This is a genomic window from Mycobacterium sp. E3198 (assembly GCF_001667015.1).
Lineage (GTDB): Bacteria > Actinomycetota > Actinomycetes > Mycobacteriales > Mycobacteriaceae > Mycobacterium.
In genome coordinates this window covers 48,726-71,238 of sequence record NZ_LZIS01000044.1, presented here as the reverse complement: position 1 = coordinate 71,238, position 22,513 = coordinate 48,726, and the positions used below count along the sequence as shown (strand labels likewise).

At 68.5% G+C, this 22,513-nt stretch carries 23 protein-coding genes; 12 read left to right on the top strand and 11 right to left on the bottom strand.

The window, feature by feature from the left end; genetic code table 11:
* Nucleotides 1-184: 184 nt before the first annotated feature.
* From A5673_RS05485 to A5673_RS05460, 6 genes are all read right to left on the bottom strand, one after another.
* Nucleotides 185-1,111, bottom strand: a complete 927-nt coding sequence (locus tag A5673_RS05485) for an alpha/beta hydrolase (protein WP_068228154.1) — start codon at nt 1,109-1,111, stop codon at nt 185-187.
* Nucleotides 1,108-1,917 (bottom strand): IclR family transcriptional regulator, encoded by an 810-nt coding sequence (locus A5673_RS05480; RefSeq protein ID WP_068228152.1) that lies wholly within the window; start codon nt 1,915-1,917, stop codon nt 1,108-1,110. The genes A5673_RS05485 and A5673_RS05480 overlap by 4 nt, the downstream gene beginning before the upstream one ends.
* Nucleotides 1,918-2,015: 98 nt before the next feature.
* Nucleotides 2,016-2,459 carry a nuclear transport factor 2 family protein gene (locus A5673_RS05475; RefSeq protein ID WP_068228150.1) on the bottom strand — a complete coding sequence of 148 codons (444 nt, stop codon included), beginning with the start codon at nt 2,457-2,459 and terminating at the stop codon, nt 2,016-2,018.
* 54 nt (nt 2,460-2,513) lie between these two features.
* On the bottom strand, nt 2,514-3,980 hold the full coding sequence (locus A5673_RS05470) for an FAD-dependent oxidoreductase (protein WP_068228149.1): 1,467 nt from the start codon (nt 3,978-3,980) through the stop codon (nt 2,514-2,516).
* Nucleotides 3,977-4,885: a biphenyl-2,3-diol 1,2-dioxygenase gene (bphC, locus tag A5673_RS05465; RefSeq protein WP_068228147.1), complete on the bottom strand. Its 909-nt coding sequence runs from the start codon at nt 4,883-4,885 to the stop codon at nt 3,977-3,979. The genes A5673_RS05470 and bphC overlap by 4 nt, the downstream gene beginning before the upstream one ends.
* A gap of 8 nt (nt 4,886-4,893) precedes the next feature.
* Nucleotides 4,894-6,078, bottom strand: coding sequence for an acyl-CoA dehydrogenase family protein (locus tag A5673_RS05460; RefSeq protein WP_068228145.1), 1,185 nt, complete (start codon nt 6,076-6,078; stop codon nt 4,894-4,896).
* A gap of 248 nt (nt 6,079-6,326) precedes the next feature.
* On the opposite strand from A5673_RS05460, the gene A5673_RS05455 reads away from it, so the two are divergent.
* The 5 genes from A5673_RS05455 to A5673_RS05435 are packed head-to-tail and all read left to right on the top strand — an operon-like array spanning nt 6,327 to nt 10,670.
* A complete protein-coding gene (locus A5673_RS05455) occupies nt 6,327-7,943 on the top strand; it encodes an NAD(P)/FAD-dependent oxidoreductase (RefSeq protein ID WP_068228140.1) in 1,617 nt (538 codons plus the stop codon).
* Nucleotides 7,940-8,743, top strand: a complete 804-nt coding sequence (locus tag A5673_RS05450; RefSeq protein WP_068228123.1) for a mycofactocin-coupled SDR family oxidoreductase — start codon at nt 7,940-7,942, stop codon at nt 8,741-8,743. Before A5673_RS05455 ends, A5673_RS05450 begins: the two co-directional genes overlap by 4 nt.
* Nucleotides 8,740-9,573 carry a mycofactocin-coupled SDR family oxidoreductase gene (locus A5673_RS05445; protein WP_068228120.1) on the top strand — a complete coding sequence of 278 codons (834 nt, stop codon included), beginning with the start codon at nt 8,740-8,742 and terminating at the stop codon, nt 9,571-9,573. The genes A5673_RS05450 and A5673_RS05445 overlap by 4 nt, the downstream gene beginning before the upstream one ends.
* A gap of 13 nt (nt 9,574-9,586) precedes the next feature.
* Nucleotides 9,587-10,201, top strand: coding sequence for a PaaI family thioesterase (locus A5673_RS05440; RefSeq protein ID WP_068228117.1), 615 nt, complete (start codon nt 9,587-9,589; stop codon nt 10,199-10,201).
* Nucleotides 10,185-10,670 (top strand): nuclear transport factor 2 family protein, encoded by a 486-nt coding sequence (locus A5673_RS05435; protein WP_068228114.1) that lies wholly within the window; start codon nt 10,185-10,187, stop codon nt 10,668-10,670. The genes A5673_RS05440 and A5673_RS05435 overlap by 17 nt, the downstream gene beginning before the upstream one ends.
* Here A5673_RS05435 and A5673_RS05430 read toward each other — a convergent pair.
* Complete coding sequence (locus tag A5673_RS05430) at nt 10,667-11,533, bottom strand: alpha/beta fold hydrolase (RefSeq protein ID WP_082958550.1); 867 nt, start codon at nt 11,531-11,533, stop codon at nt 10,667-10,669. The two genes, A5673_RS05435 and A5673_RS05430, sit on opposite strands and share 4 nt — an antisense overlap.
* A 193-nt stretch (nt 11,534-11,726) precedes the next feature.
* On the opposite strand from A5673_RS05430, the gene A5673_RS05425 reads away from it, so the two are divergent.
* Nucleotides 11,727-12,059, top strand: coding sequence for a cupin domain-containing protein (locus tag A5673_RS05425; RefSeq protein ID WP_231970899.1), 333 nt, complete (start codon nt 11,727-11,729; stop codon nt 12,057-12,059).
* On the opposite strand, the gene A5673_RS05420 is transcribed toward A5673_RS05425, so the two are convergent.
* Nucleotides 12,051-12,494, bottom strand: a complete 444-nt coding sequence (locus A5673_RS05420; protein WP_068228112.1) for a nuclear transport factor 2 family protein — start codon at nt 12,492-12,494, stop codon at nt 12,051-12,053. The two genes, A5673_RS05425 and A5673_RS05420, sit on opposite strands and share 9 nt — an antisense overlap.
* 23 nt (nt 12,495-12,517) lie before the next feature.
* On the bottom strand, nt 12,518-12,703 hold the full coding sequence (locus tag A5673_RS05415) for a hypothetical protein (protein WP_156747872.1): 186 nt from the start codon (nt 12,701-12,703) through the stop codon (nt 12,518-12,520).
* Between the two features lie 108 nt (nt 12,704-12,811).
* Here A5673_RS05415 and A5673_RS05410 point away from each other — a divergent pair, with 108 nt between their 5' ends.
* The 4 genes from A5673_RS05410 to A5673_RS05395 all read left to right on the top strand — a co-directional run bounded on the left by A5673_RS05410 (nt 12,812) and on the right by A5673_RS05395 (nt 17,239).
* Nucleotides 12,812-13,237 carry a PPOX class F420-dependent oxidoreductase gene (locus tag A5673_RS05410; RefSeq protein ID WP_068228104.1) on the top strand — a complete coding sequence of 142 codons (426 nt, stop codon included), beginning with the start codon at nt 12,812-12,814 and terminating at the stop codon, nt 13,235-13,237.
* Nucleotides 13,238-13,288: 51 nt separating this feature from the next.
* On the top strand, nt 13,289-15,532 hold the full coding sequence (locus A5673_RS05405; RefSeq protein ID WP_082958549.1) for a molybdopterin-dependent oxidoreductase: 2,244 nt from the start codon (nt 13,289-13,291) through the stop codon (nt 15,530-15,532).
* Nucleotides 15,533-15,617: 85 nt separating this feature from the next.
* Nucleotides 15,618-16,724, top strand: coding sequence for a type III polyketide synthase (locus A5673_RS05400; RefSeq protein ID WP_082958548.1), 1,107 nt, complete (start codon nt 15,618-15,620; stop codon nt 16,722-16,724).
* Between the two features lie 11 nt (nt 16,725-16,735).
* Nucleotides 16,736-17,239, top strand: a complete 504-nt coding sequence (locus A5673_RS05395; RefSeq protein WP_068228100.1) for an isoprenylcysteine carboxyl methyltransferase family protein — start codon at nt 16,736-16,738, stop codon at nt 17,237-17,239.
* 13 nt (nt 17,240-17,252) lie between these two features.
* Here A5673_RS05395 and A5673_RS05390 read toward each other — a convergent pair whose 3' ends face one another.
* Nucleotides 17,253-18,098 carry an SDR family NAD(P)-dependent oxidoreductase gene (locus tag A5673_RS05390; protein ID WP_068228097.1) on the bottom strand — a complete coding sequence of 282 codons (846 nt, stop codon included), beginning with the start codon at nt 18,096-18,098 and terminating at the stop codon, nt 17,253-17,255.
* 153 nt (nt 18,099-18,251) lie between these two features.
* Between A5673_RS05390 and A5673_RS05385 the strand changes: the two genes are divergently transcribed.
* Together A5673_RS05385 and A5673_RS05380 are read left to right on the top strand one after the other, a co-directional pair.
* Nucleotides 18,252-19,307, top strand: a complete 1,056-nt coding sequence (locus tag A5673_RS05385) for an alpha/beta hydrolase (RefSeq protein WP_156747871.1) — start codon at nt 18,252-18,254, stop codon at nt 19,305-19,307.
* A gap of 140 nt (nt 19,308-19,447) precedes the next feature.
* Nucleotides 19,448-22,156, top strand: coding sequence for an FHA domain-containing protein (locus A5673_RS05380; protein ID WP_068228094.1), 2,709 nt, complete (start codon nt 19,448-19,450; stop codon nt 22,154-22,156).
* Nucleotides 22,157-22,275: 119 nt separating this feature from the next.
* Here the strand turns inward: A5673_RS05380 and A5673_RS29450 are convergent, their stop codons facing one another.
* Nucleotides 22,276-22,440 (bottom strand): hypothetical protein, encoded by a 165-nt coding sequence (locus A5673_RS29450; protein WP_197518297.1) that lies wholly within the window; start codon nt 22,438-22,440, stop codon nt 22,276-22,278.
* Nucleotides 22,441-22,513: the final 73 nt, after the last annotated feature.

The window sequence follows — 22,513 nt, the reverse complement described above, 5'->3', positions numbered from 1 at the left end:
CAGCGACCCTATGAGCCAGACACCAGGTGATCAGGATCCAACCACCGCAACAAGCGGCAACCTCACCCTGACACTGAGCCGACCGTATGGCACGCACGGGACGGCGCACGCTCGATTCCCGACCATCGGGAAGCGGCCGTCGAAGTCCGTCCAGCAGGGTCGAGGCGTCGCGCACCTCGACGCGCTATCGCCGCAAGACACCGGCCAGCGCGGCAGCGGCCTCGTGCCGGGCCCGGTGAGCGAGGTCGAGCATCGGCATCGTCATGAAGCCGTGGATGCCGCCGTCGTAGCACAGTTGCACGGTCGGCACACCGGCGGCCTCCAATGCCGCGCCGAACGCCAGTCCCTCGTCGCGCAGTGGATCGTGTCCGGCGATCACCATGACGGCCGGGGCCAGTCCGCGAAGGTCGGCGTTCAGGGGTGTGGCATACGGGTGCGCGCGGTCGCCCACCGCGGGCGCGTACTGCTCCCAATACCACTGCAGAGCCGCCGTCGGGTTGTAGAACCCACGCCCGAATAGTTGATAGGACTCGGTGTGGAAGTCCGCCGCGATCACGGGATAAATCAGTAATTGGGCGGCCAGCGGGGGGTCGCCTCGGTCGCGAGCCATCAACGCGGTCACGGCGGCCAGATTCCCGCCGGCGCTGTCGCCCCCGACGCTCAGGCGGTTCGGGTCGCCGCCGAATCCCGGTGCGTTGCGTGCCGCCCATCGGGTCACGGTGTACACGTCGTCGGCGGCTGCCGGCCAGCGATGCTCGGGCGCCAGCCGGTAGGCCACGGAAATGACAACTGCCCGTAGGCGGTTCGCCAGGTCGCGGCACAGCGCGTCGTGGCTGTCCAGATCGCAGAAAACGAAACCTCCGCCGTGGGCGTAGACGAGAATCGGCAGGCTGGGGTCGTCGGCGTCGGGCCGGTAGAGGCGCACCGCGATGTTGCCGCCGGGTCCCTCGACGGTGTCGTCGCGGACCTGGGCGACGGGCTCGGGCCGGAACGCCGGCACGAACCGCGCCCGGATGATGGCCCTGGCCTCGGCGCCGGTCATGGTGTGGACGGGCGGGAAGCCGGCGTCCAGCTCCCCGATGAGGGGAGCGATCTGTGGATCGAGGGTCACGCGTACTGCACGGCGGGCCGCAGCGGGCGCAGCGGCTGCAGGGTCGGCGCGACCCGCCGCGGGCCGTCTTCGACATTGCGCCAGATGCGCATCGCCGTCATGCGTACGGGGGCGGTCAGTCGCTGATCGAACATCATGCGATTCATCGGGCCGCACACCGAGACCGCGGCCATCGCCTGGGTAGCCTCATCGGTACCCCCGATCGGCGCTGCGACGCAACCGAATCCGAGCAGCGACTCTTCGCGTTCGAACGCAACACCGTGGGCCCGCACCTTGGCCAATTCCAGGGCCAGCTGGGTGCTGCTGCAGATCGAGTACTTCGTCTTGCGCACCCGCAAATCCAGCTCGGCATCCTCGCCGCGGTGGGCGAGGATCGCCTTGCCGACGGCGGTGCAGTGCGCGGGTTGACGACCGCCCACGCGGGTCGGGATCCGCTGGTCGCCGATCTTGTCGAGGTAAACGACGTCCGGTCCGTCCAGAACCGCCAGGTGCACGGCGAGCCCTGTGGCGCGGTGCAATTCGCCCAGCAGGGGGCCGGCCGCACGCACCAGGCGGTCCTGATGAACGGCCAGCGAGCCGAGCTCGACCAGCCGCATGCCGAGCTCGTAGTCGCGGCCGCTGCGGCGCAGCCAGCGCAGCTGTACCAGGCGCTCGAGCATGCGATGCGCCGAGGAGCGGGGCAGGCCGGTGCGCCGCACGATCTGTGCCAGTGTCAGCCGGCCCGGCCCGTCGAATGCGTCGAGGACCAGCGAGATTCGGTCGATGACTGCCGTGGGGGTTTCAACGCTCTTAACGGCTGAAGTCATCGGTCCTCCGCTGTTATAACTGACTGGCATATTCCTATTAGGAAGAGTGTCTACCACACCGCTGTGGCCGATGTCACGCACCGCGCAGGTGTCGCCTGTCAGCCCCGGAAGACGTCGAGCGTGCCGATGTGCGCCCGATTGGTTTTGATCCGCTCTTTCAGGCGCCACGACCCGTCGGGGCGACGCTGCCACGTGTCGGTGTAGTCGCCCAGCGTGTAGAACCGCGACGACGGGTCGGCGTCCGAACGCAGGTGGACATCGTGGACGTAGGCGCGACTGGTCGCGGTGTCCCCGTCGGCGTCGATGACAACGTTGCCGAGCAGGTGCTGGGTCGGGCCGCAATTGTCGAGAAACCCACGGATCAGCTCGATGATCGCCGCGCTTCCGCACAGACGTCCGGTGCCGAAGTCGCCCTCGGCGTCGTCGGCCAGGATGTCGGCCATCGCGGACCAATTTCGATCGTCCATCGCGCGGGCGAACTGCTTCAGCGTTCGCTCGATCTCTCGCTCATCGAGCAGTGCTTGTAGGCGGTCACCGTCCATGGCTCGTTCCTTCGGGAATTTGTCGGAAGCCCGTGCCCGGCACAGGAAGAAGGTTCAGCCCTTGGCGGCGGAGCGGCCCGCGCGGCGGCCGTAGAAGCTGCCATCACCGAGCGAGACGCCGCTGGCGTAGCCCCACGCGGCCAGTCCCGCGGTCGAACGGCCGGCCGCGAACAGCCCGGGGATGGGTTCCCCGCTGACGTGCAGCACCGCCGCGTCCAGCGTGGTGGCCAGCCCGCCCAAGGTGAAACCGCCGGTGTTCTCACGCAAGTCGATGGCGCCGACCGGAGAGCCGATCGGCTTGATCCACTCGGGCTTCTTGTGCAGGAGCGGGTCCTCGCCGCGGGCGGCGGCCTCGTTGTAGGCGGCGACGGTGGCCTGCAGCGAACCGGGCGCCAGCCCCATCTCGCCTTCCAGGTCGGCCACGGTGTCGGCCACCCAGGTTGGCTGCCGCAGCATGAACTTGGGCGACCACGAGGCCATCGCCTCCTGCTGCGCGTCGTCGTCGATGATCAGGTAGGCGGTGTTGTCCTGCTGATACAGGGTGAGTTGCCCGACCCGGCCCGGGTAGGTGTCCTCCGCGACGTAACGCTGGCCGCGGCCGTTGACCAGGATGCCCCGCACCAGTTGCTGCGGGTCGATGAAGATCGCCACCTCGGTGGCGTCCATGTGGGCCAGGTCGGCGCCGAGCGCCTGCGCCATCCGGATGGCCTGTCCGTCGTGCTGCTCGATGGACGCGGCGGGGCGCCCGGCGATCCGCGGCGCGTAGCGCGCCACCATCGCGTCGTTGTAGGCGAAGCTGCCGGTCGCGAGCACGACACCGGTGCGGGCCCGGACCGTCAGTTCGGCGCCGTACTGGCGGGCGTGGATGCCGACGACCCTGCCGTCGGATTCGACGACCAGGCGCTGCACCCGCACGTCGTACAGCGCCCGCGCGCCGGCCGCCGAAGCCGTCTCGACGAGCGGCTTCATCAGCATGTACCCCGCGCTGGCCTCGCCCTGCTTCTTGTTCGACATCTGCGGGACGTGACCGCGCGGCGCCGGCGTGGCAATCGTGTTGAACGGGTAGGCGTTTTCGCCCCCGCTGTACATCAGGCCCTGGTCGCCCATCGGTTCCCAGCCCGGTTCGGAGAAGAACTCCGCCTTGAAGGGCACGCCACAGCCGACCAGCCAGTCGAAGTGGGCGACGCTGCCGGCGCAGTAGTCGGCGATCCGGTCCTCGTCGGCGCCCGGGCCCATCGCGACGTTGAGGAAAGCCGCCATGTTCTCGACGGAATCGGTGAAGCCACAGGCCTTTTGCAGGGGCGTGCCGCCGCCGAGATAGATGAAGCCACCGGCCATCGCCGCCGCGCCGCCCCAGGACCCGGCGCGTTCCAGGACCAACACGTCGGCGCCCGAGCGGGCCGCCTCCACCGCCGCGGCGGCGCCGGCGACCCCGTAGCCGGCGATCACGACGTCGGCCTCCTGATCCCATGACGCGATCGATGACGCAGCGATGGGCGTGACGTCCAGGTCGGGTGTCATGGCTTCATCGCGGCAGGCATCTCGCCGGTCCACTGGTGGCCCCAGTAGCTGTCGGCGGTGATTTCCTCAGCGCTGTAGTACGTTTCGTCGACGCGCATGCCGTCGGTGCCGAACTCGATGTCCCAGTCGCCGGGTGCCCGGACGTAGAACGACACCATCTTGTCGTTGGTGTGCCGCCCCAGGGTGGAGGACAGTTGGAAGCCCTCGGCGTTGACGCGGTCGAGGGCCTGACCCACGGCGTCGAGGGTGTCGACCTCCACCATGATGTGGACCAGCCGCGGGTCGCGCTGATGCATGGCGGGGACGATCGCCATGCTGTGGTGGCGCTCGTTGATGCCGAGGAATCGAACCCGAATCGGGCCGAACTCCTTGGGTAACGGCACCCGGAACGCGCCGCGGGAACGGAAACCCAGCACCTCGGTGTAGAAGTCGAACAGGCCGTTCGGATCCATCGCGGGCACCACGACATGGCCCAGTCCCTGGTCCCCGGTGACGAACCTCGCACCGAACGGCGTGATCACCGGGCTGTGGTCGAGCACGGCGCCGTGAAACACCTCGACCGTCGTGCCGGCCGGGTCGTCGAAGGTGATCACCTCGTCCACCCGGCGGGTCTCGGCGTCCTCGGTGGACAGCTGTTTGAACGGCACCCCGGCCCCGTCGAGGGTCGCCTTGACCCGTTGCAGGGCCGGACGGTCGCGCACCTCCCAGCCGATGGTGAGCACCCGGTCGGTCTCGCCGGGAACGACGATGAGCCGGGCCGCGCGCTCGTCCATCCGCAGGTACAGCGCCGACGGATCGGGTCCCGTGCCTTCCGCGAAACCGAGGACGCCGAAGGCGAACTGGCGCCAGCGATCGATGTCGTTGGTCGAAATGGTGATGTAGCCAAGGCTTTTCAGGTCGGTCATGGCTGCTCCTAAATCAGGGCCCGCAGCGGGCCCTCGGGCGGCTCGATGCCCAGCGAACTCAGCGCCGAGGCGTGATACGTCGTGCCGGGGACGTGAATGGCATGCAGCAGGCCGACGTGCGCGTCGCGCCAGTAGCGCTGCAGCGGCTTGTCCATTCGCGCCGCGTTGCCCCCCGAGCGGGCGAAGATCTCGTCGACCGCCGCGACCGCGCGCCACACCGCGCGAACCTGCGTGCGGCGGCCCGCCGCGCGGTCGGCGAAGGACACCTCATTGCCGGCCGAGACCATGTCGTAGATGCGGTCGGCGTTGGCCAGCAGTTCCTGGCGCGCGGCGTTGATGTCGGCCGCGGCCTCGCCGATGGCGTGCATGACGTACGGGTCGTCCTTGATCGCGGTTCCGGTGGCGCCGACGCGCTCGCGCTGGTAGTCGAGGTGCGCGGCCAGCGCCCCCTCGGCGATGCCGATCGTGGCCGCCGAAATGCCAAGGGGGAACATCGTCGACCACGGCATCAAATACAGCGGCTCCGTCATTCCCGCCTCGCGCTGGGCGGTGCCGTCCATCACCTTGGTGGCGTCCATCGTCCGATAGGCCGGGACGAACGCGTCCTTGACGATGACGTCCTTGGAGCCGGTCCCGCGCAGCCCCACCACATTCCACGAATCCTCGATGATCTCGTAGTCCTTGCGGGGCAGGATCATGTGCAGCATCTGGGGCGGCATCAGCGGGATGCCCTGCTCGTTGCCGAGCATCGCGCCCAGGATGATCCAGTCGCAGTGGTCGGTGCCCGAGCTGAACTGCCAGCGGCCGTTGAAGATGTAACCCCCGTCGACGGGCTTCGCGACGCCCTGCGGTGCGTACGGGGACGCCATCCAGGTGTCGACGTCGTCGGCCCAGATTTCGGCGGCGACCTTCGGGTCCGCGTAGGCCAATTGGTAGGGGTGCACGCCGACCACGCCGACAATCCAGCCGGCCGCCGGGTCCAGCGCCGCGGTGGCCATGGTCGTCTCGGCGAACTCGCGGGGGTGCACCTCGAACCCCTGGTATTGCTTGGTCTGCAGCATCCGGATCAGGCCGGCGCCCTTCATCAGCTTCACGCTGTCGTCGGTGAGCCGGCCGATCCTTTCAGCTTCGGCGGCCTGGTCACGCAGCTGGTCGGCCATGGCCACGACCCGATCGAGTACCCGCTCGGTCATTTTGTTCGTCCTTACGTGTGGGGGCTTAGTAATGGTCTACCGCAGTCGGCGCCAAAGTCGAAGGCGTTCCCGATGAGCGGACGTAAATGCGGTCGCAACTCGATGTGCCGATCCGCGCTCCCCGGGCGGGCCCGGGCCGCCGAAATGAGGCCTTCCCGACGCTCGCCGGCCAGGAAAGCTCGACCTGAGCTTCCGGTGACCGGGAACCCGGCCGGCGACCGGTGCGGCGAGCCCTACCGTCATTGCTTGTGAGCGATGCCGACGTGCAACCCGTAGACGTCGTAGTGGTCGGCGCCGGGTTCGCCGGTCTGTATGCCCTCTACAGGCTGCGCGGCCAAGGGCTGTCGGTGCGTGTGCTCGAGGCGGCGCCCGAGTTGGGCGGCACGTGGTACCACAACCGCTATCCCGGTGCGCGCTGCGACGTCGAGAGTGTCGACTACTGCTACTCGTTTTCCGAAGAGTTGCAGCGCGAGTGGACCTGGACCGAGAAGTACGCCACGCAGGCGGAGATCCTCGCGTACCTGAACTGGGTCGCCGACAAACTCGACCTGCGCCGCGACATCGCGTTCGACACTCGCGTCGTGTCCGCCGCGCTCGACGAGACGACGCTGCGGTGGACGGTCAGCACCGACGGCGGGCCGGTGTTTTCGGCGCGGTTCTGCCTCATGGCAACGGGCCCGCTGTCGGCCGCCCTGACCCCCGACTTCGCCGGGCTTGATTCGTTCGCGGGCGAGGTCTACCACACCGCGGCGTGGCCGCACGAGCACGTCGACTTCACCGGCAAGCGGGTGGCGGTGATCGGCACCGGATCGTCTGGCATCCAATCGATTCCGATCATCGCCGAGCGGGCCGCGCATCTCTACGTCTTTCAGCGCACCCCCAACTACAGCGTGCCGGCGGGCAACAAGCCGTTGTCGGCCGCGGAGCTCGACGAGATCAAGGCAGGCTATGCGGAGCGGCGCCGGCTGTCCTGGCGCAGTGGCGGCGGATCACCGCACGTCACCGCGTCGAAGCCGACGCTGGATTTCACGCCGGAGGAGCGCCGTGCGGCCTTCGAGACGCGATGGCGGCTGGGCGGCGTGCTGTTCTCCAAAACATTTCCCGACCAGATGACGGACCTCGCGGCCAACGACGAGGCGCGTAAGTTCTACGAAGAGAAGGTCCGGGCCGTTATCGACGATCCGGCGGTGGCCGACCTACTGATCCCCGACGATCACCCGATCGGGACCAAGCGGATCTGCACCGACAGCAACTACTTTCAGACGTACAACCGGCCCAACGTGTCACTGATCAGCGTGCGCGCCACACCGATCGTTTCCGTCGACGCGACCGGGATCAGCACTACCGACGCGCACTACGATCTCGACATGATCGTATTGGCAACGGGTTTCGATGCGCTGACCGGCGCGCTAGCCAAGATCGACATCGGTGGCCGCGGTGGTGCGCGATTACGCGACGCCTGGGGGCACGGGCCACGCACCTACCTGGGCCTGGGCGTCGACGGGTTCCCGAATCTCTTCCTGATCTCGGGCCCCGGGGCGCCCGCGGTGCTGGCCAACATGGTCCTGCACGCGGAGGCGCAGGTGAACTGGATCGCTCTGGCCATCGAATACCTCGACGACCACGGGTACGCCGCCATCGAAGCGACCCGCGACGCCGTCGATGGCTGGGGCGCCGAATGCGCCCGGCTGGCCGAGGCCACCTTGTTCACCCAGGCGAACTCCTGGTACATGGGCGCCAACGTGCCCGGAAAGCCCAAGGGCTTCATGTTGTTCATCGGCGGGTTCGCGACCTACAACGACATCTGCGCCGAGGTCGCCGATGCCGGATACAAGGGCTTCGATCTGGTTAAGATGCCGCGATGACGGGATTGTGCGGCAAGGTCGCGGTGGTGACCGGTGCCGCCCGGGGCACGGGTCGCGTGCACTGTCAGCGGTTCGCCGACGAGGGTGCCGACGTCATCGCAGTCGACGCTCCGGCGCTCGCCGCGGAATTGCGCGATCTCGCAACGGAAGTCGAGAAGAGGGGCCGGCGCTGCGCGGCGGGCCTCGCCGATGTCAGCGACCTGGAGACGCTGACCGCCGCGATCGATGATGGTGTCGCTGCGCTGGGGCGCCTCGACGTCGTCGTCGCCAACGCCGGAATTCACCTCTCGGGCGCGCCTGCATGGGAACTTGACCCGGTGGACTGGCAGCGCACGCTGGACATCAACCTGACCGGCGTGTGGCACACGATCAAGGCGGCCGTGCCGCACATCGGGGGGCAGGGCGGGGCCATCGTCATCATCGGCTCCACCAACGGGATTCGCGGCACACCCAACACCGCGCACTACACCGCGAGCAAACATGCGGTGGTGGGCCTGGCGCGCAGCCTCGCCAACGAGCTCGGGCCGCGCAGCATTCGGGTCAACACCGTGCACCCCGGAGCGGTCGCCACCCCAATGGTGCTCAACGAACAGACGTTCCGGCGCCTGCGCCCCGACCTGGACAACCCGACGGCCGCCGACGCCGCCGAGGTGCTGCAGGCGCGCAATCTACTGCCGGTGCCCTGGGTGGAACCCGTCGACGTGGCCAACGCCGTGGTGTTCCTGGCCTCCGACCAGGCGCGCTACATCACCGGGACCCAGCTCGTCATCGACGCGGGTCTGACCCAGAAGACGACGTGAGCGGGCGGCTGCGAGGCAAAGTCGCGTTGATAACGGGTGCGGCGCGCGGGATCGGGCGCGCCCAGGCCGTCCGGTTCGCGCAGGAGGGCGCGGACATTGTGGCGCTGGACGTGTGCGGACCGGTCGAAACCGTCATGATCCCGCCCAGCACTCCCGCCGACCTCGACCAAACGGCCGCTTTGGTCTCCGACACCGGAACCCGGGTGCACACCGAAATCGTCGACGTGCGCGACCTTACGGGGGTGCAGGCCGCGACCGACCGGGGGGCCAAGCGGTTCGGGGGACTGGACGTTGTGTGCGCAACCGCCGGAATCACCTCGCGCGGGCCGGCGCTCGAACTCGACGAAAACGCGTGGCGCACGATGCTGGACGTGAACCTCACCGGCGTCTGGCACACCTGCCGGGCGAGTGCGCCGCACCTGATCGCACGTGGCGGCGGTGCGATGGTGCTGACGGACTCCATCGCGGGACTGCGCGGGCTGGTCGGCGTCGCGCATTACACCGCCGCCAAGCACGGCGTTGTCGGGCTGATGCGCGGCCTTGCCAAGGAGCTTGCGCCCCATAACGTCCGAGTGAATTGCGTTCACCCCACCAACGTCGACACGCCGATGATCCAGAACGACGCCGTGCGGAGCGCGTTCCGTCCCGACCTGAACCGGCCGCCCACGCATGCCGAATTCGCCGAGGCGGCCCGCAACATGAACATGCTTGCGGTGCCGTGGATCGAGGCCGTGGACGTGGCCAACGCCGCACTGTTTCTCGCCTCCGATGAAGCGCGGTACATCACCGCAGCGGCCCTGCCCGTCGACGCGGGCGCAACCCAACGTTGAGGAGGCGGCGGGCATGACTGACCGCAACGGCGACTCAGATGTGTATCAGTCGCTCACCGAATCCGTGCGCCGCCTCATCGACGTCACCATCCGTACGGAGGCGGGAGCGGCCTCCGTCGCGGCGGCCAAGGCGAACGTGGATCGCGCGGTCGAGCAGTTGAGCGCAGTCCTGATGCCAGGCTCGTTCGGTATCCGCCCGACCGACGACGGACAACCCGTCGCATCGGGCAATGTGTTGATCGGTGTCCGAAATCCAGTCGCGCCCCCGCTGGTGGTTCATCGCGATGCCGAGGGTGCGGTGTGGACCGATGTCACGCTCGGTGCGGCCTACGAGGGGCCGCCCGGCCACGTCCACGGCGGCGTGTGCGCGTTGATCCTCGATCACGTCCTCGGTGCAACGGCCCACCAGCCGGGGCGCCCCGCCTACACCGGCACGCTGACATTGCGCTACGTGCGCGGAACACCCCTGGGCCCGGTGCGCGTCGAGGCACACGTCGACCGCATCGACGGCCTGAAGACCTTCGCAAGGGGCCACATCGCCGACAGCGGCGGGATTACGGTGACGGCCGAAGGCGTGTTCATCTTTCCGAAGGCAGCGAAGGAGCGCGACGATGACCGAACTCGATGAACTGGCGGCGCGGTTGCGCCGGCTCGAAGACGACCGCGACATCCGGCAGCTGATCGCTTCCTACGGCCCGGCGGTGGACGCCGGGGATGCGGACGCGGCCGCGCGGCTGTGGGCGGTCGACGGGGTCTATGACGTAGACGGGTGGCGCATGAACAGCCGGGCGGACGTCCACGCCATGATCGCCTCGGACGCCCACCAGAAGCTGGTGGCCAGGGGCTGCAGCCACTTTCTGGGTCCCTGCGTCGTCACGCTCGACGGCGACGAGGCGGTGGCGGTCTGCGAATCGCTGGTGCTCGTCCGCGACGGCTCCGAAAAGGACGGTTATCGCGTGTGGCGGGCCACCGCCCACCATTTCGCCCTGAAAAGGATCGACGACCGCTGGCAGATCGCCACCCGGACCAGCCGGGTCCTCGACGGCAACCCGGACGCGCACGCGCTCTTGACGAAGGGGCTTGCCGGATCGGTCTAGCGGGACAGGAACGCGAGGACCGTGCTTTCGAACGCCTCCTTGGCCTCGATCATGGCCCAGTGCCCGGAGTTCGGGAAGATGTGCAGTTCGGCGTTGGGGATGGTGCGCATCGGGATGAGCGCCATGTCGGGCGGGCTCACCCGGTCGTCTCGGCCCCAGGTCAACAGCGTGGGCGCGGCCAGCTTGTGCATGACCGCCCACGGCTGCGGCCGGTCAGAGGCCGCCATCGCGGCGTTCATCCCGGCGAACGCCGCCCTGCCGTACATGCGTCGCGCGGCGGCCAGGGTCTCGGGGTCCGTCGCCAGCTGCCAGCGTTCCTCGACGAGTTCGTCGGTGACCAAGGCCTGGTCGTAGACCATCGACTTGAGCCAGTCGACGAGGCGCTGACGCGTCGGGTCCTCGACGAACTCCTGCAGCAGCCGGATGCCCTCACTGGGGCTGGGGCTGAAGATGTTGGTGCCGATTCCGCCGATCGTCACCAGCCGGCCGACGCGGTCCGGATTGCGGATGGCGAAGTTGATGCCGACGCCGCCGCCCATCGAATTGCCGACGATGTGCGTCTTGTCGACGCCGAGCCCCTCCAACAACGGCGACACGGCGCCGAACGCGTCGACCATCGGGTGGCCGCCGAAGTCGTCGCTGACCCCGAAGCCCGGAAATTCCAGGACCAGGCAGCGAAAGTGCTCGGCGAAGGCGGGCAGGATGCCGCGAAAGTTGCGCCAACCGGTGACGCCGGGGCCGGAGCCGTGCAGGAAGAGCAGCGTCGGCCCCGAATTCGGGCCGCAGTCGTAGTAGCGCAATGCGCCCTTCGGGGTGCTGATTTCGCGCAGGTCTTGCTCGACGAGTTCACGTGTGTCCGTCACGCATGTCACCCTGCCATGCCGCCGCGTCGAGCGGGAGCGGTGTTCCGCCCATCGGTCAGCCGGCCCTCGTCTACAGTCTTCGGGCATGCGCTTGCTGGTCACCGGCGTTGACGAATCCGGGCGGTCGTGCGCCGCGCAGGACGGCACCGTCGCCATGCAGGGCGACGCCGCTCTGGGCGGCCTCCTCTAGTCGGTGCTCTACGCGGCGCCGTCCCCGCCGTCGATTTCGGCCGCGGGCGGCCGCGCCGCGGACCTCCTCGACCTGGTCGTCGCGCCCGGCGCGCTGCGCTGGGCGGCGATCGAATACGCGCCCGGCGCCGAATTCGCCATGCACCACACCGACACCGTCGATTTCGACGTGGTGCTCTCGGGCTCGGTGGACCTGATCCTGGACGACGGGGCGCACCGTTTGGCGGTCGGGGACGGCGTGGTGGTCACCGGCGTCGACCACGCCTGGCTCGCCGGTCCGCAGGGCTGCCGGCTCAGCGTCCTGACGATCGGGGCCTCGCCGCCCGATTCAGTCTGAGGGGCGGGCCATCGTCGAGTTCGGGGCCGCCCAGTCGGTGGTCACCTTGCGATGCTTGATCAGCCACGTGCCGCCGTCGGGCACCAGGATGTCGCGATAGCGGCCGAAATGGTCGAGCCCGATCTGGGTGACCACAGTGAAATAGGACGACACGTGTGCCTCGTCGCGCGTGAGGCCGGTGAAGAGCACGTTGGCGACGTTGTGCCGGACGACGGGCCGGGCGTCGGCGCGGGCGGCGACATTTCCGGTGATACCGCCCAGGAACGACGCGATCTCGGCGCGCCCGCGCAGCGGCTGCGACCCGCGGATCTCGAGGACGCCGTCGGCGCAGAACGTTTCGGCAAGACCGTCGACCCGGCCGGCATCGCCCGACCAGTTGTACCGCGCGAGGGTGTCGCGGATCCGCTCGCGGGCGACCAATTCCCACATCTCCACGGCGCGAGCCTAATCGCGGCGCGCTACCTGACGAGATACGGCCGGAAACCGCGCCGCGCCGGCGCCGGCGTGACCCCGTTCAGCTCGAAAACGGCGATGAGGGCACGCAACAGGGCGGGGGACCAGTCGTCGAACGGGTGGGCGTCCATCCGGTCCAGCACTTCACCGCGGAGGTATTCGATATCGGGCGGCGGGTGCTGATCGGTCATGTCGCTCACGACGCTAGAAGCGACGGCCGACGCTGTACAGCCAACTGGTCATATTCAAATCTGATTCAAGCCGGGAATGAATCGCGGCGCGTGACCGTAGCACAACGCATGAACCTCAACGACGCGGCACGCGGTCTGATCGGCAAGGGGGCCGACGCCACCTTGGTCACCGTCAATCCCGACGGCAGCCCCCAGGTGAGCCTGGTCTGGGTCGCGCTGCAGTCGACACCCGAGGGCGACGAACTCGTCACCGCACACCTCGCCGAACACAAGAAGGTGCGCAACATCCGCAAGGATCCGCGGGTCGCCGTCACGATCGTGTCGCTGGACAAGGCGGGGCTGGGGATGCGGCCCTACCTTTCCGTCACCGGGACCGCACGCATCGTCGAGGGCGGAGCCCCCGAGCTGCTCCGGCAGCTCAACCCGATCCTCGGCGACCCGAACATGACGTTCCCCCCGGACGACGCGCCGCCGGGGTTGCTCACCCGCATCCGCATCGACAAGGTCGGCGGCATCGGCCCCTGGGCGTCCTGATGAGGAATTTTGCCACTTCCGCTACGGTGCGTAGCGGAATACAGTGAGTGGGTGGGAACCGGCGACGACGGCAGGCATCTGCGCACCTGCCCATTGTGTGAAGCCATGTGCGGCTTGGAAATTCAGGTCGACGGCGGCAAAGTGACCGGCATCCGTGGCAACCGTGACGACGTCTGGAGCCGGGGGCACCTGTGCCCCAAGGGCGTATCGCTGGGCCAGGTGCACGACGATCCGGACCGCATCCGCCGCCCGCTGATCAAACGCGACGGACAATGGCACGAGGTGAGCTGGGACGCGGCCTTTCGCCGCTGCACCGAGCTGCTGACGCCGGTGATCGAAAAGTATGGGATCGGCGCGGTCACCGCCTACACCGGTAACCCACTGGCGCACTCGTTTTCGCTTGCCCGGTATGCGGGCGTGCTGATGGGCATGTCCGGGATGCCGATCACCTATTCGCCGGGCACGGTCGACCAATGGCCGAAGAACCTGTCGTCGCACCTGATGTACGGCCTCTGGTGGAACTTTCCCGTGCCCGACATCGAGCGCACCGACCTGCTGGTCATCATGGGCGCCAACCCCGCCGCGTCGCAGGGCTCACTGCTGGCCGCGCCCGACGTGATGGGGCTGATCAACGATATTCGCAGGCGCGGCAAGGTGATCGTTATCGATCCGGTCCGCACCCAGACCGCCGCCCAGGCCGACGAGTGGCTTCCGATCGTGCCGGGCACCGACGCGGCGCTGCTGCTGGCCGTCGCGCACACCCTCTTCGACGAGGGCCTGGTCAACGCGGGACCGCACGTCGAGGGTCTGGACACCATGCGGCGCGTCGCCGCGGACTGGCCGCCGGAGCGGGTGAGTGCGGTCACCGGCATCGGCGAGGACCGCATCCGTGGACTGGCGCGCGAACTGGCCGGCACCGAGAAGTCGGTGGTGTACGGCCGAATCGGCCTGTGCAATCAGGAGTTTGGCAGCCTGGCCAGTTGGCTGGTCGACGTAGTCAACATCTTGACCGGCCACTTCGACACCCCCGGCGGTGCCATGTTCCCAAAGCCGGCGGCCTGGTCGATCACCACGCAGCCGTTGCCGGGCCTGGAGGGAGGCCTGGCCGAGTTCGGTCGCTGGCGTACCCGGGTGCGCGGCGCCAAGGAGGTCCTCGGGCAGGCGCCGGTGTCGTGCATGGCCGAGGAGATCGCCACACCCGGCGAGGGCCAACTCAAGGCGTTGATCACGGTCGCCGGCAACCCGGTGCTGTCCACCCCCGGCGGCGACAGGCTCGACGAGGTGCTTCCGATGCTGGAAGCGATGATCTCCGTTGACCTTTGGCTCAACGAGACGACGCGCCACGCCGACGTCATCCTGCCCGGCCTGTCCCCGCTCGAGCAGGCACACCACGACGACCTCATCCTGCTGTTTGCCATCCACAGCATCGCGAACTACTCGGCGCCCGTGTTCGATCCGGGCGATCGCCCGCACGAATGGGAGATCCTGATCCGGTTGACCGGCCTGTGCACCGGCACGCCGGCCGAAGACGTGGACGTCGCCGCGATCGACGACGGCTTCTTCGATTACCTGGCCTTCACGCGGGGGCTCGACGGCGCCGAGATCCGCAAGCTCTACGAGCACGGCGGCCCGGAACGGATGCTCGACCTGACGCTGCGCACCGGGCCCTTCGGCGACCAGTACGGCAAGAACCCGGGCGGGCTCACCCTGGACATGCTCAAGGCCAACCCGAACGGAATCGACTTCGGGCCGATGGTGCCGCAGCTGCCCGACCTCCTGGGCACCCTCGACAAGAAGATTCATCTCGCGCCGCAATACCTGCTCGATGACCTGCCGCGGCTGGCGGCGCGGATGGAGCGGCCGGCCGAACCGCTGGTCCTGGTCAGCCGCAGGCACCTGCGATCGAACAACACCTGGCTGCACAACGTCCCCGCCCTGATGAAGGGCAAGGACCGGTGCACGCTGTTGATGCACCCCGAGGACGCCGCCCGCTGGGGCGTCGCGGACACCGACGTCGTCACCGTGAAGTCGGAGGCCGGCGAGATCAGGGTGCCCGTCGAGGTCACCGACGCGATCAGGCCCGGAGTGGTATCGATGCCGCACGGTTGGGGGCATGGCAAGCCGGGCACCCGCATGTCGGTGGCCAACGCCTCGCCCGGGGCCAACACCAACGCGCTCTCGCCGCCGACGTTCCTCGACGAGCCGTCGGGCAACGGCGCCCTCAACGGCATTCCGGTGACGATCATCGACGAGCAGGCGCGGTTCCGGGCCGCCGGCCCGGCGCAATACGCATAAGTTCACCGCTGGGACAACATGTAATTTAGTTCACCTTCCGCGCGATTCGATGAACCCACGGCGGGGCGATCCTCGTCGGCTGTGCATGACTGCAACAACGTATTCACCTTCCGAACACCGGCCTGACGGCCATGCCGGGCGCGCCCCGCGCATCGCCGGCACGGCGGTCGCGTTCACCCCGCACCGCTACGACCAGGACGAGGTGGCGCGCGAGCTCACGGAATTCGCGGAACCGGGCTTCATGCGGTTCGCGCACACCGCGGGCGTCGACCAGCGCAGCCTCGCACTGCCGCTGGCGCGCTACCCGAAGCTGTCGGGATTCACCGAAGCGAACGACGCCTACCTCGAGGTCGCCGTCGACCTGGGCGAGCGGGCGGTGCGCTCCGCGCTGGCCGCGGCGAATATCAAACCCGATGAGGTCGACACCATCGTGATGGTCTCCAGCACCGGAATCGCGGTGCCGACCATCGACGCGCGCTTGATGTCGCGAGTCGGGCTGCGGCCCAACATCAAACGCGTCCCGCTGTTCGGGCTCGGCTGCGTGGCGGGGGCCGCCGGCATGGCGCGGGTCTACGACTACCTGCACGGCTACCCGGGGGATGTGGCCGTGCTGCTGTCGGTCGAGCTGTGCTCGCTCACGCTGCAGCGCACCGACACCTCGATACCGGCCCTGATCGGGGTGTCGCTGTTCGGAGACGGCGCGGCGGCGGTGGTTGCCACCGGCGCGGACCGAATCGTGCAGGGAAGCAGCCTAAGTCGCGCTCCGCGCGTCCTGGCGACGCGCAGCCGCGTCGTCGCCGAGACCGTCGACGTCATGGGCTGGAACGTCAGCTCCAACGGGTTCCAGCTGGTGATGTCGCGTGACGTGCCGAAGATGGCCGATGACTATCTGCGCGACGAAGTCGACGAATTCCTCGCCGAGCACGGCCTGTCGATCGCCGACATCTCGGCCTGGGTCTGCCATCCCGGCGGCCCCAAGGTCCTCGACTCGATCGAGAACGCGCTGGGGCTCCCGGCGCAAGCGCTGGCACACAGCCGAAACTCCATGCGCGAGAACGGCAACATCTCCTCGGCGTCGGTGCTGGACGTGCTGCGCCGCACGGTGGCCGAGCCCCCGCCGGCGGGATCCTTCGGCGTGATGCTCGCGATGGGACCCGGTTTCAGCTTCGAGCTGTTGCTCCTGCGGTGGTGAGGGGCGAGGCCATGTATTACTACCTGTTCATCCTCGCCATCGGTGCGGAGCGGCTGGTCGAACTTGCCGTCGCCCAACGAAACGCCAAGTGGTCATTCGCGCAGGGGGCCAAGGAGTTTGGCCGCGATCATTACCCCGCGATGGTCAGCATGCATGCGCTGCTGCTGATCTCGTGCATCGTGGAAGTGTGGTCGCTCGGCCGGCCGTTCGTCGGTTGGCTGGGCTGGCCGATGCTCGCCGTCGTGGCGCTCAGCACCGTCGTCCGGTGGCGGTGTGTCGCCGTGCTCGGCAAGCGGTGGAACCCAAGGCTCATCGTGATCGCGGGTGCGCCGGTAGTCCGGGGCGGCCTCTACCGATGGGTGCGTCACCCCAACTACACCGCGGTGACCGCAGAGGTGGCGGCCCTGCCGCTGGTGCACTCGGCGTGGCTGACGGCGCTGGTGTTCAGCGTGGCCAACGCCGCCGTGCTGGGCGTGCGGATCCGCGCGGAGAATGCCGCGTTGGGGTACGCCTAGCGATCGTGGGCGATCACGGCGCGAGGGGGCGGTTCGTCCACTCCCGACCGGGCCGGCGCGACGAGCGGAACCAGCCGCCCGCCGCGCCGGTGCCGCCGTCGGTGGGGATGGTGTGGCCGGTGACGAACGCCGACAAGTCCGAGGCCAGGAACAGGATCACGCGGGCCTGGTCCTCGGGTAGCCCCATCCGGCCGACCGGGACCCACTGCGGCCACTGCGCCTGTTCCTCGGCCGACAGCCATTGGGAGTAGGGCACCTGAAGCGATTCGGTGACGTCGGGGCCGATCGCATTGACCCGCACCCCGTCGCGGCCCACTTGTACGGCCAGGCTGCGGGTGAAATGGATGACGGCGGCTTTGAAGGCGGCGTAGACGGGATCCTCGGGGTAGGCGCGTAACCCCTCGACCGACGAGACGTTGACGATCGCGCCGGCCCCCCGTTCGATCATCGCGGGCAGGAACGCGTGACTGACCAGGAAAACGTGGTGCAGGTTGATGCGGTACAACTCGTCCCACAGCTGGGGGTCGGTGTCGACGAAGTTGCCCGGATGGCGCAGCCAGTGGCCCACGTTGTTGACCAGCACGTCTATCCGGCCGTAGCGATCCAGCACCGATCGCGCCAGGCCGGCCACCTGGTCCGCGTCGCGGACGTCGGTCGTGAGCGTCATCGCGGAGCCACCCGACGCCGAGATCCCGTCGGCGGTGCGTCGGCCCAGCTCGTCGTCGATATCGGCGATGACCACCCGCGCGCCGTGCTGGGCGAAAAGCCGCGCGGTTGCCGCGCCGATCCCACCACCGCCACCGGTCACCACCGCGACCCGATCGGCCAGCAGCGCGGCCCCGGGCGTTGCGTCTTGCATGCCCCATATCTTGTGCCACCGGCGGATCCCGGTCCCATACCCACCCGGTTAGCGCCTCAAACAGTGATGAAGCCGACATTTGCCAGCGATTCACCCACCGTTTTCCGTAGTCGGCGGCGGGTATTCGGTCTACCTCGACGGAGGTGAAAGCGAATGGTGATGAGCCCGAACCCTTATCACATATTGCCAAGCCAGGCAATGAACCGGCGAGTTCACCATCGGCACAGCCCGCAGTCCTTTGCTGTGTCGCTGGCCAGCCGGTTGCTGGTGAAGAATGTGGTGCGGGCTTGGGCCATTCAGCCGAATCTGCACTGGCCCTTCCAATATGTGGACGGTTTGGCGGGCTTGATGCCGCAATTCAACCACTCGGCGCGGATCGAACCGATACGGCTCGAGAACTGTGCCGCCGAATGGGTGCGGGCGCCCGGTGTGTCCCCCAAGCGCGCGATCCTGTACCTCCACGGCGGCGCGTTTCTCACCTGCGGCCTCAACACCCACCGGTCCTTGGTGACTCGGCTGTCGAAGGCAGCGGACGCCGGGGTGCTGACCGTCGGGTACCGGAAGCTGCCGACGCATCAGATCGCCGATGCGATCGAAGACGGAATGAACGGCCTGCGCTGGCTGGAAGAGCGCGGCTACGACGGGGACCAGATCGTTGTGGCGGGCGACTCGGCCGGGGGATACCTCGCCTTCATGATCACGCTGGCGGCCATGCGCACTCGTTTCGTGCGGCCGGCCGGCATCGCGGCGATCTCGCCGTTCACCGACGCCGATCCGGCCCGCAAACTGCGGCACCGCAACGCCCGCCGGTGCTCCATGTTCACGCGGGCGGCGTTGTCGATGTTCGCCCGCTATCTCGGCGAGGCGCGGCTCCCGCACGACGGGGGGAGGTCCGCGCGCATCGAGTCCCCGGTGGACGCGGATCTCTCCTCGTTGCCTCCGGTGACCATCCACGCAAGTTCCGACGAGTTGTTGCTACCGGACGCCGAGCTCATGGCCGAACGGTTGCAATTCAACGGGGTTCGGTGCGATTTGCACCTGTGGGACCGCCAAATTCACGACTTCCCGATAGCCGCCGACATCTTGCCGGAGGGACGGCGGGCCATTCGCCACATCGGGGACTTCATCAAGGAGGTCACCGGTTTGCCGAGCGGCCGCCGGCACCGCGTCGCGCGGCAGGGTGCGCATTTGGCCGCCGCCGCGGGATAAGGATCCCGGACGCCTAATTCCCTCGGCGGTCAGTTGCCTGCTTCGCGCTAACTCACGTCATCGCTGATCCCGACCGCTGACCCGACGATCGTGAACCGCGTCGACGACTTGGGTCGCAATCGGCGCCGCTGCCGATACAGTTGGTCCTCGTGAGCCCACCAGTCCCACCTGTGCTGACCGTCCGGTACGAGGGATCCGAGCGCACCTTCGCAGCAGGCACGGACGTCGTCATCGGGCGTGATCTCCGCGCGGACGTCCGCGTCGCACACCCGCTGATTTCCCGGACGCACCTCATCGTGCGATTCGACCAGGGCAGATGGATTGCCATCGACAACGGCAGCCTCAACGGGCTCTACGTCCAGAATCGTCGGGTCCCCGCCGTCGACATCCAGGACGGCATGCGGATCAACATCGGCAACCCCGACGGCCCGGCGCTGACGTTCGAGGTCGGCCGCCACCAGGGTTTGGCCGGCCGGCCCCCCTTGACGACATCGATCCCGATCTTCAACCCCGCGAGCGGACCGGGGCCCGGGGCGCCGCACAGCCAGCCGCAGCAGGTCGGCCAGCACTGGCCCGGTCAGCCGCCGCAGCCGTCGGGACCGGTCCGCCAGCAACCGCATCCGCCCGGGCTGCGGCCGATCCACGCGCCCAGCGGGCCGGAGCCGATCCACCCGCCCAGCGGGCCGCAACCCGTTCATCCGCCCAGCGGGTTCCAGCCCATGCAACCGCCCAGCGGACCGCAGCCGGCGCCGAAGATCTACCGCCCACAAACCGGTCAGGTGCCGCACGCCCCCGCGGTGGAGCCGGAGACCGGCCGGGTCGCGGAGCCCGCGGCCGCCGAGACGGGCCACGTCGGCGATTCCACCAACATCGCGACGTCGATGATGAAAATTTTGCGGCCGGGCCGCACGTCGGTGGAGTCCATGCCCGGCGCGATCAAGATCGGCCGGGCCAACGACAACGACATCGTCATTCCCGAGGTGCTGGCCTCCCGCCACCACGCCACCCTCGTCCCCACACCGCACGGCACCGAAATTCGCGACAACCGCAGCATCAACGGCACGTTCGTCAACGGCGCCCGCGTCGAATCGGCGATGCTGCACGACGGCGACGTCGTCACGATCGGCAACATCGACCTCGTCTTCGCCGGCGGCACGCTGGCCCGCCGCGACGAGACCGCGACCGCGACCCGCACCGGCGGCCTCGACGTGCGCGGGGTGACGTGGACGATCGAGAACAACAAGGTCCTGCTGGACGACATCTCGCTCGGCGCCCAGCCCGGCACCCTGACGGCCGTCATCGGCCCGTCGGGTGCGGGCAAGTCGACGTTCGCCCGGTTGGTGGCCGGCTACACGCACCCGAGCAAGGGCACCGTTTCCTTCGAGGGCCACAACGTGCACGCAGAGTACGCCTCCCTGCGCAGCAGGATCGGGATGGTGCCGCAGGACGACGTGGTGCACGGGCAGCTGACGGTGCAGCAGGCCCTGATGTACGCCGCCGAACTGCGGCTGCCGCCCGACACCACCAAGGACGACCGCGCCCAGGTGGTGGCCCGGGTCCTCGAGGAACTCGAGATGACCCAGCACCTGCACACCCGGGTCGACAAGCTGTCCGGCGGCCAGCGCAAACGCGCCTCGGTCGCGCTGGAGCTGCTGACCGGGCCGTCGCTGCTGATCCTGGACGAGCCGACGTCGGGCCTGGACCCGGCGCTGGACCGGCAGGTCATGACCATGCTGCGGCAACTGGCCGACGCCGGCCGGGTGGTGCTCGTGGTCACCCACTCGCTGACCTACCTGGACGTGTGCGATCAGGTGCTGCTGCTCGCACCCGGCGGCAAGACCGCGTTCTGCGGGCCGCCCAGCCAGATCGGCCCGGCGATGGGCACGACGAACTGGGCCGACATCTTCAGCACGGTCGCGGGCGACCCCGACGGCGCCAAGGCGCGCTACCTGGCGCGGACGGGCCCGCCGCCGCCCCCACCGCCGGCCGAGCAACCCGCCGAAATCGGCGACCCGTCGCACACCAGCCTGCTTCGGCAGTTCTCCACGATCGCGCGGCGCCAGGTGCGGTTGATCGTCTCCGACCGCGGCTACTTCGTCTTCTTGGCGCTGCTGCCGTTCATCATGGGCTCGCTGTCGATGTCGGTGCCCGGCGACGTCGGGTTCGGCAAGCCGAACCCGATGGGCGCCGCGCCCACCGAACCCGGACAGATCCTGGTGTTGCTCAACGTCGGTGCGGTGTTCATGGGAACCGCGCTGACGATTCGCGATCTGATCGGTGAGCGCGCGATCTTCCTGCGCGAGCAGGCGGTTGGCCTGTCCACGTCGGCGTACCTGCTGGCGAAGGTGTTTGTCTACACGGTGTTCGCGGTCATTCAGTCCGCAATCGTCACCGTCATCGCGATCATCGGCAAGGGCGGGCCGACGCAGGGCGCCGTGGCGTTGGGCATGCCCAATGTGGAGCTGTTCGTCGACGTCGCGATGACCACCGTCGCCTCGGCGATGCTCGGGTTGGTCTTGTCGTCGATCGCCAAGTCCAACGAGCAGATCATGCCGTTGCTCGTCGTGGCGGTCATGTCGCAGCTGGTGTTCTCCGGCGGCATGATTCCGGTCACCGATCGCGTCGGGCTGGACCAAATGTCTTGGGCCACACCGGCCAGGTGGGGCTTCGCGGCATCGGCCTCCACCGTCGACCTGCTGACGCTGCAACAGGCGGTGCCGTCGGTGCCGCACGACTCGCACTGGCGCCACACGCTCGGCGCGTGGTGGTTCGACATGGGCATGCTGGTGCTGCTCAGTGGCCTCTACCTGGGCTTCGTGCGCTGGAAGATCCGGCTCAGGGCCGGCTGAGGGCCCATCGGCATCGGGTGTGCGCTGGCGGCTTTCGGTGTGCGCTCAGGGCGGCGAAATCGCGAAATCCTGGCCCCAGACGCACACTCAAAGCACTGAGCGCACGCTCGATGCGCTGCCTAGGCGCCCCTCCGGATCGCCTGTTCGGCGGCGGCCCGCATCCGGTCCGACAGCTGCAGCAGCGCATGTTCGCCGACCCCGTTGGGGACCGTGTACGCAAGTTGCCGTAACTCAAGGGCGCAATCGCGCAACTCCTGGCGGAGGCGTGTCTCAAGCGTGGGCATGACCCAAATTTTCGCAGCCGGCGCGCGTATCCGCGAAGTGGGCGAAGCGATTTTACGGGAGATTGACAGCGTT